The organism is Kitasatospora sp. NPDC015120 (assembly GCF_043080305.1).
Classification (GTDB): Bacteria; Actinomycetota; Actinomycetes; order Streptomycetales; family Streptomycetaceae; genus Kitasatospora.
In genome coordinates this window covers 93,247-108,588 of the sequence record NZ_JBIBVJ010000009.1, presented here as the reverse complement: position 1 = coordinate 108,588, position 15,342 = coordinate 93,247, and the positions used below count along the sequence as shown (strand labels likewise).

The 15,342-nt window shown below is 73.2% G+C and carries 10 protein-coding genes; 4 read left to right on the top strand and 6 right to left on the bottom strand.

Annotation, left to right across the window (positions count from 1 at the left end; all coding sequences use genetic code 11):
- Positions 1–38: 38 nt before the first annotated feature.
- Both ACF1AK_RS21805 and ACF1AK_RS21800 read right to left on the bottom strand, forming a co-directional pair.
- Complete coding sequence (locus ACF1AK_RS21805) at positions 39–1,589, bottom strand: MDR family MFS transporter (protein WP_391500470.1); 1,551 nt, start codon at positions 1,587–1,589, stop codon at positions 39–41.
- A 120-nt stretch (positions 1,590–1,709) separates the two neighbouring features.
- Entirely contained in the window at positions 1,710–2,198 is a 489-nt protein-coding gene (locus ACF1AK_RS21800) for a MarR family winged helix-turn-helix transcriptional regulator (RefSeq protein ID WP_391500469.1), read from the bottom strand.
- A 112-nt stretch (positions 2,199–2,310) separates the two neighbouring features.
- On the opposite strand from ACF1AK_RS21800, the gene ACF1AK_RS21795 reads away from it, so the two are divergent.
- Positions 2,311–3,402: an ABC transporter permease gene (locus ACF1AK_RS21795; RefSeq protein WP_391500468.1), complete on the top strand. Its 1,092-nt coding sequence runs from the start codon at positions 2,311–2,313 to the stop codon at positions 3,400–3,402.
- Positions 3,403–3,411: 9 nt separating this feature from the next.
- Here the strand turns inward: ACF1AK_RS21795 and ACF1AK_RS21790 are convergent, their stop codons facing one another.
- The 4 genes from ACF1AK_RS21790 to ACF1AK_RS21775 form a co-directional block, all read right to left on the bottom strand.
- A complete protein-coding gene (locus tag ACF1AK_RS21790) occupies positions 3,412–4,632 on the bottom strand; it encodes an ROK family protein (protein ID WP_391500467.1) in 1,221 nt (406 codons plus the stop codon).
- Positions 4,625–5,203, bottom strand: a complete 579-nt coding sequence (locus ACF1AK_RS21785) for a GtrA family protein (protein ID WP_391500466.1) — start codon at positions 5,201–5,203, stop codon at positions 4,625–4,627. The genes ACF1AK_RS21790 and ACF1AK_RS21785 overlap by 8 nt, the downstream gene beginning before the upstream one ends.
- Before the next feature lie 90 nt (positions 5,204–5,293).
- On the bottom strand, positions 5,294–7,693 hold the full coding sequence (gene lon, locus ACF1AK_RS21780; protein ID WP_391500465.1) for an endopeptidase La: 2,400 nt from the start codon (positions 7,691–7,693) through the stop codon (positions 5,294–5,296).
- 137 nt (positions 7,694–7,830) lie between these two features.
- Positions 7,831–8,619 carry a rhomboid-like protein gene (locus ACF1AK_RS21775; RefSeq protein WP_391500464.1) on the bottom strand — a complete coding sequence of 263 codons (789 nt, stop codon included), beginning with the start codon at positions 8,617–8,619 and terminating at the stop codon, positions 7,831–7,833.
- 544 nt (positions 8,620–9,163) lie between these two features.
- Between ACF1AK_RS21775 and ACF1AK_RS21770 the strand changes: the two genes are divergently transcribed.
- From ACF1AK_RS21770 to ACF1AK_RS21760, 3 genes are all read left to right on the top strand, one after another.
- On the top strand, positions 9,164–9,901 hold the full coding sequence (locus ACF1AK_RS21770; protein ID WP_344337269.1) for a response regulator transcription factor: 738 nt from the start codon (positions 9,164–9,166) through the stop codon (positions 9,899–9,901).
- Between the two features lie 84 nt (positions 9,902–9,985).
- Positions 9,986–11,116, top strand: a complete 1,131-nt coding sequence (locus tag ACF1AK_RS21765) for a sensor histidine kinase (protein ID WP_391500463.1) — start codon at positions 9,986–9,988, stop codon at positions 11,114–11,116.
- Positions 11,117–11,421: 305 nt separating this feature from the next.
- A complete protein-coding gene (locus tag ACF1AK_RS21760) occupies positions 11,422–15,189 on the top strand; it encodes a multifunctional oxoglutarate decarboxylase/oxoglutarate dehydrogenase thiamine pyrophosphate-binding subunit/dihydrolipoyllysine-residue succinyltransferase subunit (protein ID WP_391500462.1) in 3,768 nt (1,255 codons plus the stop codon).
- Positions 15,190–15,342 lie beyond the last annotated feature (153 nt).

Here is a 15,342-nt window from a genome sequence, read left to right as displayed (position 1 = left end):
TCACCGCTCCCGGCCCTCCGGTACCGCCGTGGGCCGCGTCAGTCCTGGCCGGTGCGCAGCGCGGTCTCCCGGATGAACAGCACCGTGATGAAGGCCAGCAGCGCGAACGGCGCCGCGACCAGGAAGATCACGCCGACCCCGTGCCCGAAGGCGTCGGTGACCAGCGGCACCAGCTGCGCGGGCAGCTTGTGCAGGTCCGGGATGCCGCCGCCGAGCGAGCCGCCGCCCGCCGGGACGCCCGCGTGGGCCAGGTTCTCGCTGAGGTAGTGGCCGACCCGGTTGTTCATCAGCGCGCCGAGCGCCGAGACGCCCATCGCGCCGCCCATGGTGCGGAAGAAGGTGACCACCGAGCTGGCCGCGCCCAGCTCCGCGCGCGGCACGGTGTTCTGGACGGCGAGGACGAGGTTCTGCATGGTGAGGCCGAGGCCCACGCCGGTGACCGCCATGTAGACGGAGAGCAGGCCGTAGGGGGTGTCGGCCCGGGCGGTGCCGAGCAGGCCGAAGCCGACGGCCAGCAGCAGCGTGCCGCTGACCAGGTAGGCCTTCCACTTGCCGTACTTGGTGATCAGCTTGCCGGCGACGGTGGAGGAGACGGCCAGGCCGAGGATCATCGGCAGGGTCATCAGGCCGGCCACGGTCGGGGACTTCTCCCGGGCGAGCTGGAAGTACTGGCTGAGGAAGGTGGTCGCGCCGTACATCCCGATGCCGACCAGGACGCTGGCCAGCGCGGCGAGCGTGACCGTCCGGTGCTGGAAGAGGTGCGGCGGGATGATCGGCTCGGCGGCGCGGCGCTCGACGACGACGGCGAGCGCGCCGAGCAGCAGTCCGCCGCCGACCATGACCGCGGTCTGCCAGGAGAGCCAGGCGTAGTTCTTGCCGGCCAGGGTGATCCAGATCATCAGCAGGCTGACGGCAGCGGTGATCACCAGCGCGCCGAGGTAGTCGATCTTCACCTGGCGCTTGACCACGGGCAGCTTCAGGGTGCGCTGCAGCACCAGGATCGCGACCACCGCGAACGGGATGCCGACGTAGAAGCACCAGCGCCAGCCGAGCCAGGAGGTGTCGACGATGACGCCGCCGATCAGCGGGCCGCCGATGGTGGCCAGCGCGAAGACGGCGCCGAAGTAGCCGCTGTACCGGCCGCGCTCGCGCGGCGGGACCATCGCGGCCAGGCAGATCTGGGCGAGGGCGGTGACACCGCCGGCGCCGATGCCCTGGAGGGCGCGGCAGGCGATCAGCTCGCCGGTGTTCTGGGCGAGGCCGGCCAGCGCGGAGGAGGCGATGTAGATCACCAGCGCGATCTGCAGCAGCAGCTTCTTGCTGGCGAGGTCGGAGAGCTTGCCCCAGATCGGGGTGGAGGCGGTGAGGGTGAGCAGGGTGGCGGTGATCACCCAGGTGTAGGCGGACTGGCCGCCGTGCAGGTCGGTGAGGATGCGCGGCAGCGCGTTGGAGACGACGGTCGACGAGAGCACGGCGACGAACAGGCCGAGCAGCAGGCCGGAGAGTGCCTCCATCACCTGCCGGTGCGTCATCGGTTGGTCGGTCGTGTCGGCGGCTCCGGTCGCGGCAGGCGTGGCGGTGACGGTCATCGAGGTCCTTCGGAATAGTTGCCTGTGGCAACCATAAGGCCGATGGTTGACTTGGGCAACATTCGTCAAGAACAAGTAAAGCCCGGACCGATCCCGGCCCGGGCCCCGCACCTCCACCGCTCAGCCGGCCGGCACGGCCGCCTCGCCGACCACGTCGTTGAAGCGGTGCAGCAGCTCGGCGAAGCGCACCACGTCCTCCTCCGGCCAGCTGCCCATCAGCTCCCGCACCCGGCCCATCCGCGCCGCCCGGGCGGCCAGGAAGCGCCGCCGGCCGTCCTCGGTGAGCGAGACCCGCGCGGAGCGGCGGTCCTGCGGGTCCGCCTCCCGGGCCAGCAGGCCGAGCTCCTCCAGCGCCCGGATCTGCCGGCTGACCGTCGCCTTGCCGACCGCGAAGTGCAGGCCGACGTCGGTCACCCGGACCGGGCCGGCCTGCTCGACGTAGCTCAGCAGGCTGTACGCCATGCCCTCCAGCTGCGGGTGGACGCGCCGGGACAGCTCGGACATCCGGGCCCGGCCGCGCCGGAACAGCACCCCCACCTCGCGCTCGACCGCCAGCAGCGGGTCCTCGTCCGGCCGGTCCCCGGCGCGCTCCTCGTTCGGCGTACTCACCGCGCCAGTATCCCGCAGCACACCCGCGGCCCCCTCGGCGCGGGAGAAACCTCGGCGAAACTAGTTCATGCTATTAAGTACCCGGTTTCCCCCGATACGCAAGGAGATGTGCATGACCGCCCCAGGGCAGCAGGAACCAGGGCCCGTCGAGGCACCGCAGCGCACGGCCGGGCCGGCGCCCAGCAAGGGCTTCGTCGCCGAGCTGAAGGGCGCGGTCACCCCGCGCGCGGCGCTGCTGGTGATCGGCGTGCTGCTCCTCCAGCTGGGCTTCGTCACCTCCTACGTGGGCGCGCTGCACCAGCCGAAGCCGCACGAGCTGTCGATCGCGGTGGTCGCCCCGCCGCAGATCGCCCCGCAGCTGGTCCAGGGCCTGGAATCGGTCCCGGACAACGCCGTGAGGGCCTCCACCGCGCCCGACGCCGAGAGCGCCACCCAGCAGCTCAAGGACCAGAAGATCTACGCCGCGCTGGTGGTCGACCCGGCCTCCACCGAGGACGTGCTGATGGTCGCCAACGCCCGCGGACCGTCCGCCGCCCGGGCCGCCGAGACCATCGTCACCGGCCTGGAGAAGAGCCAGGGCCGCACGGTCGTGGTCCAGGACGTCGTGCCGCTCGCCAAGGGCGACGCCAACGGCCTGTCCTCCTTCTACCTGGTGATCGGCTGGTGTGTCGGCGGCTACCTGGTCGCCTCGATCCTGGGTGTCAGCGCCGGCGCCAAGCCGGCCAACGCCAACCGGGCGGTCATCCGCCTCGGCACCCTGGCGCTGTACTCGGTCGCGGCCGGCATCGGCGGCGCGATCATCGTGCAGACCGCCCTGGACGCGCTGCCCGGTTCGTTCTGGGCGCTGTCCGCCATCGGCGCGCTGGTGGTCTTCGCGGTCGGCGCGTTCACCATGGCGCTGCAGTGCCTGTTCGACATCATCGGCATCGGCATCGCGGTGCTGGTCTTCGTGGTGCTGGGCAACCCGAGTGCGGGCGGTGTCTTCCCGCCGCCGATGATGCCGGCCTTCTGGCGGGCGATCGGCGCCTGGTTCCCGAACGGCGCCGGCACCGACGCGACCCGCTCGATCGCCTACTTCGGCAGCACCAACCTGACCCAGCCGCTGCTGGTGCTGCTGGCCTGGGCGCTGGTCGGCATCGGCATCACCTTCGCCGCCGTCCTCGGCAGGCCCTCGCACCTGAGCCGCCAGCTGGTCAAGGACTGAGCACGGGTCCTACGGTCCCTCCAGCCGGCCCGGGTCGGCGAGCAGGGCCCGGACCACGCCGACCGCGGCCCCCAGCAGGGGGCCGCGGCGGCCCAGCCGGGAGACCGTCAGCCGCTCGGGCGACCAGGGGCGGACGGTCACCCGGGCGGCCAGCTCGGCCCGCATCGCGGGCAGCAGCCAGGGCGCCAGCTGGGCGTAGCCGCCGCCCAGCACCACCTCGGCCGGGTCCAGCAGGTTGACCGCCCCGGCCGCGGCGATGCCCAGCGCGGCACCGGCACCGGCGAGCGCCGTGCGCACCTCCTCGTCCGCGGCCCCGGCCCGCTCGGCCAGCAGCGCCACCCAGTCGCCCCGGATGCCCTCCAGGCCGGCCGCGCGCAGCACCGCCGACTCCCCCGCGTACTGCTCCAGGCAGCCGTGCGCCCCGCAGGCGCAGCGCGGCCCCTCCGGATGCACCGGGACGTGGCCCAGCTCCCCCGCGTAGCCGCGCGCGCCGCGCAGCAGCCGGCCGTCGACGACGATCGCCGAGCCGATCCCGGCCTCGGCGGAGACGTGCAGGAAGTGCTCCGGCCCGCCGCCCAGCCAGAGCTCGGCCAGCCCGCCGAGGTTGGCCTCGTTGTCGGCCCGCAGCGGGAGCTCGGCCAGTTCCCCGGCGTTGGCGGCTCGCAGCGCGAGCCGCAGCTCGGCGGCGGCCGCGACGTCCCGCCAGCCCAGGTTGGCCGCCCGCTGGAGCAGCGCGCCGTCGGCGCCGACCAGTCCGGGCACGGCCAGCGCCAGCCCGGCCGGGCGCAGTGCGGCGTCGGCGGCGGCCCGGCGGAGCAGTTCGGCGAGGTCGGCCATCACGGCGGCGGGCTGCCGGCCCCGGTTGCGGATCTCCTGGCGGCGCCAGGCGCGGACCTCGCCGCGCAGGTCGACCGCGCAGGCGCCCAGGTGCTCCACCCCGATCTCGGCGCCCAGGCCCGCCGGGCCGTCCCGGTTCAGCCCGAGCGCGGTGCCGGGCCGGCCGACCTTGCCGCTGGGGGCGGCCGGGCCCTCCTCGGCCACCAGTCCGGCCGCGATCAGCTCCTCGGCCAGCGAGGAGACGGCGGCCCTGGTCAGCCCGGTCTCGGCGGCCACCTCGGCGCGCGAGCGCGGGGTGCGGGTGATGACCCTCAGCACCAGGGCCAGATTGGCCCGGCGCATGCCCTGCTGGCTGGCCGGCCCGCCGCCCCGCAGGGCGTCCGGTTCACGCATCGCCCTCACCCGCTCCGGTCTCCGCCGGCGTCACGGGCGCGCCGAGGACGCCCCAGCCGTCGGGGCCCGCCGCGCCGGTGGTCCCGAGGGACTGCTCCACCCGGGTGAAGACCCAGCGCCGCATGGCCCAGAAGCGGAACAGCATCGCCGCGAAGGTGCCCAGCACCATTCCGCTCAGGAAGTCGGCGACTTCCTGGGTGACCGGGCCGACCCGCGGCTCGCGCAGCTCGAACAGGTAGCGCGAGACGATCAGCGGCAGCACGTTGACGGCGATGGCGAGGGCGCTCACCAGCAGGAACAGCAGCGGTTCGCGCCGCCGCCAGGAGGAGCGGAAGCTCCAGCGCCGGTTGAGCACGTAGGAGACGGCGGTGCCGGCCACCGTGGCCACGGTGAGCGCCACCACCGGCTTGTGCTCCAGCACGGTCAGCCGCAGCGCGTAGTTCATCAGCAGCGTCAGCGCGAAGCAGCCGCTGCCGACCAGCAGGAACTTCACCAGCTGCCGGTGCCGGACCAGGAGCGGTCGCACCCGCTCCGGCACCCGGGCCAGCACGCGCTGGGTCAAGGACGGCACTCTCGCAGTCTGGCACGCACCCCGCGGCCCGTCCCGTCCGGGCGGAGCGCCGGACGGGACGGGCCGCGGGGTGGCGCGGCGCGGCGGGCGTCAGGCCGCCGCCACCAGCACGCCGGCCGGCTCCAGGGCCAGCTCCAGCACCTCCCGGACGTCGGCGACCGGGTGGACGGTCAGCCGCTCCAGCACCTCCGCGGGCAGGTCGTCCAGGTCGGGCTCGTTGCGCTTGGGGATGATCACCGTGGTGATGCCGGCCCGGTCGGCGGCGAGCAGCTTCTGCTTCACCCCGCCGATCGGCAGCACCCGCCCGGTCAGCGACACCTCTCCGGTCATCGCCACGTCGGTGCGCACCTTGCGCCCGGAGAGCAGCGAGGCCAGCGCCGTGGTCATGGTGATGCCGGCGCTCGGCCCGTCCTTGGGGATGGCCCCGGCCGGGATGTGCAGATGCACGCCGCGGTCGCGCAGCGAGGTGACCGGCAGCTCCAGTTCGGCGCCGCGCGAGCGCAGGTAGGACAACGCGATGTGCGCGGACTCCTTCATGACGTCGCCCAGCTGGCCGGTCAGGGTCAGCCCGGTGCCGCCGGTCTCGGCGTCGGCGAGGGAGGCCTCGATGTAGAGGACGTCACCGCCGGCCCCGGTGACCGCCAGGCCGGTGGCCACGCCGGGCACCGCGGTCCGCCGCTCGGCGGGCTCCTGGGCCGCCTCCGGGACGTGGTGCGGCCGGCCGATCAGGGCCCGCAGGTCGTCGGCGCCGATCGCGGCGGGCAGCTCGCGCTCGCCCAGCTCGGTCTGCGCGGCGACCTTGCGCAGCACCCGGGAGACGGCCCGTTCGAGGTTGCGGACGCCGGCCTCGCGGGTGTACTCCCCGGCCAGCCGGCGCAGCGCCGACTCGTCGACCGTGACCTCGCCCTCCGCCAGCCCGGCCCTCTCCAGCTGGCGCGGGAGCAGGTGGTCCCGGGCGATGACGACCTTCTCGTCCTCGGTGTATCCGTCCAGCCGGACCAGCTCCATCCGGTCGAGCAGCGGCTCGGGGATGGCCTCCAGCACATTGGCGGTGGCGAGGAAGACCACGTCGGAGAGGTCCAGCTCGACCTCCAGGTAGTGGTCCCGGAAGGTGTGGTTCTGCGCCGGGTCGAGCACCTCCAGCAGGGCGGCCGCCGGGTCGCCCCGGTAGTCGGAGCCGACCTTGTCGATCTCGTCGAGCAGGACGACCGGGTTCATCGAGCCGGCCTCCTTGATCGCCCGGACCAGCCGGCCGGGCAGCGCGCCGACGTAGGTGCGCCGGTGGCCGCGGATCTCCGCCTCGTCCCGGACGCCGCCGAGCGCGACCCGGACGAAGCTGCGGCCCATGGCGCGGGCCACCGACTCGCCGAGCGAGGTCTTGCCGACGCCGGGCGGGCCGACCAGCGCCAGCACGGCGCCTCCCCGGCGGCCGCCGACCAGCCCGAGCCCCTGGTCGGCCCGGCGCTTGCGGACGGCCAGGTACTCGACGATGCGCTCCTTCACGTCGGCCAGCCCGGCGTGGTCGGCGTCCAGCACCGCGCGGGCGCCGGCGATGTCGTAGGAGTCCTCGGTGCGCTCGTTCCAGGGCAGCTCCAGGACGGTGTCCAGCCAGGTGCGGATCCACGAGCCCTCGGGCGACTGGTCGCTGGAGCGCTCCAGCTTGTCGACCTCCTTGAGCGCGGCCTCGCGGACCTTCTCGGGCAGGTCGGCGGCCTCGACCCGGGCGCGGTAGTCGCCCTCCTCGTCGGCCGGGTCGCCGTTCAGCTCGGCCAGTTCCTTGCGCACGGCCTCCAGCTGGCGGCGGAGCAGGAACTCCTTCTGCTGCTTGGCGACGCCCTCCTCGACGTCCTTGCGGATGGTGTCGTTGACCTCCTCCTCGGCGAGGTGGTCGCGGAGCAGGCCGAGCGCGTACTCCAGTCGCGCGACCTGGTCGGCCTCCAGCAGCACCTTCAGCTTCTGCTCGGCGGTGACGAAGGACGCGTAGCCGATGTTGTCGGCGAGCTCGCCGACGCCCTCGATGGCGGCCACCCGGTCGACGATCTGCCAGGCGCCGCGCTTGCGCAGCCACTGGGTGGACAGGCTCTTGTACTCCCGGACCAGCTCGGCGGCGCGCCCGGCCACCGGGGTGCCGACCGAGGACTCGCGGAACGGCGTGGTCTCCACCCAGAGGGCGGCGCCGGGGCCGGTGGTGCCGACGCCGATCCGCACCCGGCGCACCGCGCGGACCAGCGCGGCCGGGTCGCCGTCGGCCAGCCGGCCGACCTGCTCGACGGTGGCGAGGGTGCCGGCCGCCGCGTAGGAACCGTCCACCCGCGGGACCAGCAGGACCTGGGGCTTTCCGGTGGTGCCGGTGGCGGCGGCGCGCGCGGCCTCGACCGCGGCGCGGACCTCGGTGTCCTTCAGGTCCAGCGGAACGACCATGCCCGGCAGGACGACCTCGTCGTCGAGCGGCAGCACGGGCAGGGTGAGCGGAGTGGACGTCGATGCCATGATCTCTCCCCAGTCAGCGAACTTGAGTCGACCTGACTAAGGCTTCGCGGGCTCCGGATGTTCCCCAGCTTCCGTTCGCCGTGAGCGAACGGTGGAGGACCTCGGGCCGTCCCGTCAAAAACCGCGCCGGAACCGGGTCAGAAACGGTCCAGGACCGCGGGCCGGCCCGGCGCGGACGCGGGCGCGGAGGCGGACCGGGGGCGCACGGGCGGCGCCCCGAGCCGGCTGCGGCACGACCGGCGCCCGTCCCAGCGGCGCAGCCACCGCCACAGCGCCACCCCGGTCAGCAGCGCCGCCGGATGGCCCACCCCGGTCACGAGGTCCCGGTCGCCGGCGATCTGCTCGGCGATCAGCCCCGCGGCCAGGGCCAGCACGGCCACCCGCCCGGCCGGCCGCAGCAGCCCGGCCAGCGCGCCGAGGCTGGCCAGCACGCCGTAGCTGACACCGATGTCCAGGTAGTCCATCGCGGCCGGCTCCAGCCGCCCGCTCTCCACCCCGACGATCACCACGCCCTGGGAGAGCAGGGTGGCGCCGGCGTGCCCGGCGGCGAAGACGGCGGCCGCCCGGACCGGGCCGACCCGGCGCTCCAGCGGCGCGACGGTGAGGGCGAAGGCCCACAGGTAGGGCACCCAGTCCGGGCCGGCCACCCAGAAGCCGCTGAGCAGCAGCGCCCGCAGCGGGTGCTGCAGCAGGTTGTGCCCGTCGGAGCTGGACGCCTCCTGGAGCCGGCGCACGAGGTCGGGATCGGCCAGCTGGGCGAAGGTGGTGGTGGCGCCGACCACGGCGAGGTAGCCGAGCGCGAAGGGGGTGCTCCGGGGGGTCGGCACCCGGGCCAGCGCCCATGCGACCACCCCGCCCCGCAGCCCGCGCCGGAGCATCCCGTACGGCGGCCCGCCGCGCCCGGCGCACACCTGCCGCTCCGTCATGCCGCCTCCGCTCCACCACCCGCAGCCGTCACCCCGCGCGTGTCCAACGTACCGGCGCCCACCGGAAATCCCGCCCCCGCGATTTGTCGTGCCCACGGTACGGCCGGCCGCTGGGAGCCGGCTGGGAGAACGCTGGACGCGGCGGGTCCGCGAGGCCGGCCAGATTGGTCCAGACCTTCTCCCCTTATACCCACGCCCGTCCCCGCTGACCGGCGGCTTGGCGCCGACCGATGTGCATACGTACCGTTACGGAGTGAAAAAACGCCGGGTAAGGTATCGGCCCGTGCCCACTTCCGAGTGGGCCCGACGGCCGGCCCGGCAAGCCGGCCCTCGGGCCGGAAATGTCCGGTCCACCTGCCGGGAATCACCCGCTGTCCGTACGCTGCGAGGTGCGCGGGAGAAGTGAGCGGCGCACGCTCGCCGACCCCGCACACGCGACGGGACGGCGGACCCGGCACAGTCCACGACGGAACAAGACTACGAGCGGAGCCTTCGCCATCCCCACAGATGGCCGGCCCGCAGCCCTGGGGGCGGTGGCGTGACCGTGACAGAAATTCAGCAGGACAACCAGAACGCCGGCGGCACGGTGAGCAGTCAGCGCAGAGTGCTGGTGGTCGAGGACGAACCCACGATCGCCGAGTCCATCGCGGCCCGGCTGGGCGCGGAGGGCTTCAAGGTCGCCGTGGCCCACGACGGCCCGGGCGCCGTCGACGGCTTCCACACCTGGCAGCCCGACCTCGTCGTGCTCGACATCATGCTCCCCGGCTTCGACGGCCTGGAGGTGTGCCGCCGGATCCAGGCCCAGCGCCCGGTACCGGTCCTGATGCTCACCGCGCGCGACGACGAGACGGACCTGCTGGTCGGCCTCGGCGTCGGCGCCGACGACTACATGACCAAGCCCTTCTCCATGCGCGAGCTGGCCGCCCGGGTCAATGTGCTGCTGCGCCGCGTCGAGCGCGCCCAGCAGGCCGCCCGCACGCCCGCGCTGGGCAGCCTGCGCTTCGGCGAGCTGGAGATCGACCACGTGCAGCGCCGGGTCCGGCTCGCCTCGGGCGACGTCCACCTGACGCCGACCGAGTTCGACCTGCTCGCCTGCCTGGCCGCCCAGCCGCGCGCCGTGCTCACCCGCGAGCAGCTGCTGGCCGAGGTCTGGGACTGGACGGACGCGTCCGGCACCCGCACCGTCGACAGCCACGTCAAGGCGCTGCGCCGGAAGATCGGCGCCAGCTGGATCCGCACCGTGCACGGCGTCGGATACGCGCTGGAGGCCCCGCTCTCGTAGCGGCACACCTTCGGACACCGGGCCGCCGGGGGGCCCGTGTCCCGGACCGCCGTGCGCACCCACGCGGGGGATCACAGGGGACCAATGACCTTTCCACAGCAACGCAACGGGGATCTCGACGGCAGCCGGCCGCCCACCCTGGCCGCCCGCGCCGCCCGACGGGTCTGGGCCGACATCCGGCCGCTCGACCCGGTCCGCTCGATCAAGGGCAAACTCGCCCTCCTGGTGATCGTCTCGGTCTTCCTGGCCACCGGCATGGTGGTCGTGGCGATCCGCTCCGAGACCCAGATCCGGATCATCATGATCTTCTCGATGATCGCCTCACTGCTCTTCATGCAGTTCCTCGCGCACGGGCTGACCGCCCCGCTGCGCGACATGACCGCCGCCGCCCGCGCGATGGCCTCCGGCGACTACAGCCGCCGGGTCGAGGTGAACTCGCGCGACGAGATCGGCGAGCTGGCCGCCACCTTCAACCAGATGGCGGCCGACCTGGAGGCGGCCGACCGGCACCGCCGCGAACTGGTCGCCAACGTCTCGCACGAGCTGCGCACGCCGATCGCCGCGCTGCACGCCGTGCTGGAGAACGTGGTCGACGGCGTCGTCCAGCCCAACCCGGCGACCCTGGGTGCCGCGCTGGAGCAGACCGAACGGCTGGGCCGGCTGGTCACCCACCTGCTCGACCTCTCCAAGATCGACGACGGCGTGGTCGACCTGGACGCCCGCCCCTTCGAGGTGCGCGAGTTCCTGGACGGCGTGCTGCGCGGGGTCACCGTGGACGGCGCGACGGCGGGCGGGGCGTTCTCCCGGCGCGGGGACGTCCGGCTCGCGCTGGAGGTCAGCCCCGCGGGGCTGACCGGCGTCGCCGACCCGGAGCGGCTCCACCAGGTGGTCGCCAACCTGGTCGACAACGCCTGCAAGCACTCCCCGCCCGGCGGCACCGTGACGGTCCGCGCCCGGCCCGGCGAGGGGCCGGGCGCGCTGCTGCTGGAGGTCGAGGACGAGGGCCCCGGCATCCCGGCCGCGGACCGGACCAGGGTCTTCGAGCGGTTCGGCCGCAGCGGCACCGCGACCGCCGCCGGTCCGGGCGCCGACGGCGGGACCGGGCTCGGCCTGGCCATCGCCCGGTGGGCGGTGGACCTGCACGGCGGGCGGATCGAGGTCGCCGAGGCCGCCCGCGGCTGCCGGATCGAGGTCCGGCTGCCCGGCCCGCGCTGAGGGGGCCGGGCTGCCGGACCGGGTCCCGGGTGAAGCGGACGAATGTCACAGATCCGACACAGAGCTTCACCCGGGACCCAAACCCCCCTTTGTCCGCTTTTGACCGCATTTGGCGGACGGTCGGAACCGGTCGGTTCCCCTCCGATGCGGGTTTCTAACGCACATTTTCAGCCAAACCGCAGGTCAGGACTGTGATCTGGGCGACGCCTGCCCCCCGGGGACTGCGCGATCACTGGTCGGGGGCGTAGCCTTAATCCCCGCTGTCCAAACATCCCAAAAGGAAGCGGAAGAGGGCGGTTGCCGCCGTGTCGCCACAGTCCCCTGAACAACCCAACAGCTCGGCAAGCTCCACTGGCTTCGGCCCCAATGAGTGGCTCGTCGACGATATCTACCAGCAGTACCTCCAGGACCCGAACTCGGTCGACCGAGCCTGGTGGGACTTTTTCGCCGACTACAAGCCCGGTACCGAGGTGACCCCAGTGACCCAGGCCGCGACCCAGGCCGGCGCTACGCCGACCCCCGCCGCCGCCCCCGCGCCCGCTGCCGCTCCGGCCGCCCAGGCCCCCGCCGCCCCGGCCGCGCCCGCGCCGGTGCAGCCGGCCCCGGCAGCCCCCGCGGCGCCCGCCGCCGCGCCGCTCGCCGCCGCCCCCGCCGCTCCGCCGGCCCCCAAGGCCGCCGCCCCGGCCCCCGCGCCCGCTCCCGAGGCCACCGGCCCCGAGCTGGTCGCGCTGCGCGGCCCGGCCAAGGCCGTGGCGACCAACATGGACGCCTCGCTGGAGGTGCCGACCGCGACCTCGGTGCGCGCCGTCCCGGCCAAGCTGTTGATCGACAACCGCATCGTCATCAACAACCACCTGCAGCGCGCCCGCGGCGGCAAGGTCTCCTTCACCCACCTGATCGGTTACGCCCTGGTCCAGGCCGTCAAGGCCTCCCCGGGCATGAACCACAGCTACAAGGTGGAGGGCGGCAAGTCCTACCTGGTCAAGCCCGAGCACGTGAACCTCGGCCTGGCCATCGACCTGGTCAAGCCGAACGGCGACCGCCAGCTCGTCGTCGCGGCCATCAAGAAGGCCGAGACCCTCGACTTCTTCGGCTTCTGGCAGGCCTACGAGGACATCGTCCGCCGGGCCCGCGCCAACAAGCTGACCATGGACGACTTCACCGGCGTCACGGTCTCGCTGACCAACCCCGGCGGCATCGGCACCGTGCACTCCGTGCCGCGCCTCATGCAGAACCAGGGCACCATCGTCGGCGTCGGCGCCATGGAGTACCCGGCCGAGTTCCAGGGCTCCGCCCCGGAGACCCTGGCCCGCCTCGGCGTCTCCAAGATCATGACGCTGACCTCGACCTACGACCACCGCGTCATCCAGGGCGCGGCGTCCGGCGAGTTCCTGCGCACGATCCACCAGCTGCTGCTCGGCCAGAACGGCTTCTACGACGAGATCTTCGAGTCGCTGCGGATCCCGTACGAGCCGGTCCGCTGGGCCACCGACGTCGCCACCACCCACGACGACGAGGTCAACAAGACCGCCCGCGTCATGGAGCTGATCCACTCCTACCGGGTCCGCGGCCACCTCATGGCCGACACCGACCCGCTGGAGTACAAGCAGCGCAAGCACCCCGACCTGGACGTCACCACCCACGGCCTCACCCTGTGGGACCTGGAGCGCGAGTTCGCGGTCGGCGGCTTCGGCGGCCAGCGCATGATGAAGCTGCGCGACATCCTCGGCCTGCTGCGCAACACCTACTGCCGCACCGTCGGCATCGAGTACATGCACATCCAGGACCCGAAGCAGCGCAAGTGGCTGCAGGAGCGCCTGGAGAAGCCGTACACCAAGCCCGAGCGCGAGGAGCAGCTGCGCATCCTGCGCCGGCTGAACTCCGCCGAGGCCTTCGAGACCTTCCTGCAGACCAAGTACGTCGGCCAGAAGCGCTTCTCGCTGGAGGGCGGCGAGTCGCTCATCCCGCTGCTCGACGCCACCATCGACGCCGCCGCCGAGCACCGCCTCGACGAGGCCGTCATCGGCATGGCCCACCGCGGCCGCCTCAACGTGCTGGCCAACATCGTCGGCAAGCCGTACGGCAAGATCTTCGGCGAGTTCGAGGGCAACCTCGACCCGAAGTCGATGCACGGCTCCGGCGACGTGAAGTACCACCTGGGCTCCGAGGGCACCTTCACCGGCCTGGACGGCGAGACCATCAAGGTCTCGCTCGCCGCCAACCCCTCCCACCTGGAGGCCGTGGACCCGGTCGTCGAGGGCATCGCCCGCGCCAAGCAGGACATCCTGGACCAGGGCGGCACCACCTTCCCGGTGCTGCCGATCCAGATCCACGGCGACGCGGCCTTCGCCGGCCAGGGCGTCGTCGCGGAGACCCTGAACATGTCGCAGCTGCGCGGCTACCGCACCGGCGGCACCGTGCACGTCGTGGTGAACAACCAGGTCGGCTTCACCGCCGCCCCGGCCTCCAGCCGCTCCTCGATGTACTGCACCGACGTGGCCCGCATGATCGAGGCCCCGATCTTCCACGTGAACGGCGACGACCCGGAGGCCGTGGTCCGCGTCGCGCGGCTCGCCTTCGAGTTCCGCCAGGAGTTCCACAAGGACGTGGTGATCGACCTCATCTGCTACCGCCGCCGCGGTCACAACGAGGCCGACAACCCGTCGTTCACCCAGCCCCTGATGTACGACCTGATCGACAAGAAGCGCTCGGTGCGCAAGCTGTACACCGAGGGCCTGATCGGTCGCGGCGACATCACCATGGAAGAGGCGGAGCAGGCGCTCCAGGACTTCCAGGGCCAGCTGGAGAAGGTCTTCGCCGAGGTCCGCGACGCGGCCCAGGCCCCGGCCCCCGCCACCGGCGGCAAGCCGGTCGCCGACTTCCCGGTCACCATCCGCACGGGCATCTCCCAGGAGATGGTCAAGCGGATCGCGGCCTCCCAGGTCAACCTGCCGGACTGGCTGACCGTCCACCCGCGCCTGCTGCCGCAGCTGCAGCGCCGCGCCGCCTCGGTCGAGGACAACACCATCGACTGGGCGATGGGCGAGACCCTCGCCATCGGCTCGCTGCTCATGGAGGGCCACCCGGTCCGCCTGGCCGGCCAGGACAGCCGCCGCGGCACCTTCGGCCAGCGGCACGCCGTCCTGATCGACCGGACCACCGGCGAGGACTACACCCCGCTGCAGTACCTCACCGAGGACCAGGCCCGCTACACCGTGTACGACAGCCTGCTGTCCGAGTACGCGGCGATGGGCTTCGAGTACGGCTACTCGCTGACCCGCCCGAACGCGCTGGTCATGTGGGAGGCGCAGTTCGGCGACTTCGTCAACGGCGCGCAGACCATGGTGGACGAGTACATCGCCTCCGCCGAGCAGAAGTGGGGCCAGCACTCGGGCGTCACCCTGCTGCTGCCGCACGGCTACGAGGGCCAGGGCCCGGACCACTCGTCCGCCCGCCCGGAGCGCTTCCTCCAGCTGTGCGCGCAGAACAACATGACGGTCGCCATGCCGACCCTGCCGTCGAACTACTTCCACCTGCTCCGCTGGCAGGCGCACAACCCGCACCACAAGCCGCTGGTCGTCTTCACCCCGAAGTCGATGCTGCGGCTGAAGGCCGCGGCGAGCGCCACCGAGGAGTTCCTGTCCGGCTCCTTCCGCCCGGTCATCGGCGACACCACCGTCGACCCGGCGCAGGTCCGCAAGGTGGTCATCACCGCCGGCAAGTTCTACTACGACCTGGACTCGGCGCGCACCGAGCGCGGCATCACCGACACGGCGATCGTCCGGGTCGAGCGGCTCTACCCGCTCCCGGTGGCCGAGCTCCAGGAGGAGCTGGCCCGCTACGGCAGCGACGTCCAGTTCGTCTGGGCCCAGGAGGAGCCGGCCAACCAGGGCGCGTGGCCGTTCATCGCCATGAACCTGGTCGACCACCTGGAGGTCGTCATCGGCCGCAGCGCCAACGGCGCCCGGCTGCGCCGCGTCGCCCGGCCGGCCTCCTCGGCCCCGGCGGTCGGCTCGGCCAAGCGCCACACCGCCGAGCAGCAGGCGCTGGTCGAGGAGGTCTTCTCGCTCTGACCCGCCGGTCCCGACCGGCCGGCGGCGAGGCCCCCGGCAGTACGGCCCCCCGTTCCCCCCGGACCTCCGGGGGGGAACGGGGGGCCGCCGCCGTTCCCGGGCCGGTCCCGGGCCGGTCCCGGGCCGTTCCCCGGCCGTGCGCGGAGCGTGTGC

Excerpts from the sequence above, each read along its gene's own strand:
- ACF1AK_RS21805 (WP_391500470.1), bottom strand. The coding sequence starts at position 1,589 with ATGACCGTCACCGCCACGCCTGCCGCGACCGGAGCCGCCGACACGACC.
- ACF1AK_RS21775 (WP_391500464.1), bottom strand. The coding sequence starts at position 8,619 with ATGACGGAGCGGCAGGTGTGCGCCGGGCGCGGCGGGCCGCCGTACGGG.
- lon (WP_391500465.1), bottom strand. The coding sequence starts at position 7,693 with ATGGCATCGACGTCCACTCCGCTCACCCTGCCCGTGCTGCCGCTCGAC.
- ACF1AK_RS21765 (WP_391500463.1), top strand. The coding sequence starts at position 9,986 with ATGACCTTTCCACAGCAACGCAACGGGGATCTCGACGGCAGCCGGCCG.
- ACF1AK_RS21790 (WP_391500467.1), bottom strand. The coding sequence starts at position 4,632 with ATGCGTGAACCGGACGCCCTGCGGGGCGGCGGGCCGGCCAGCCAGCAG.
- ACF1AK_RS21795 (WP_391500468.1), top strand. The coding sequence starts at position 2,311 with ATGACCGCCCCAGGGCAGCAGGAACCAGGGCCCGTCGAGGCACCGCAG.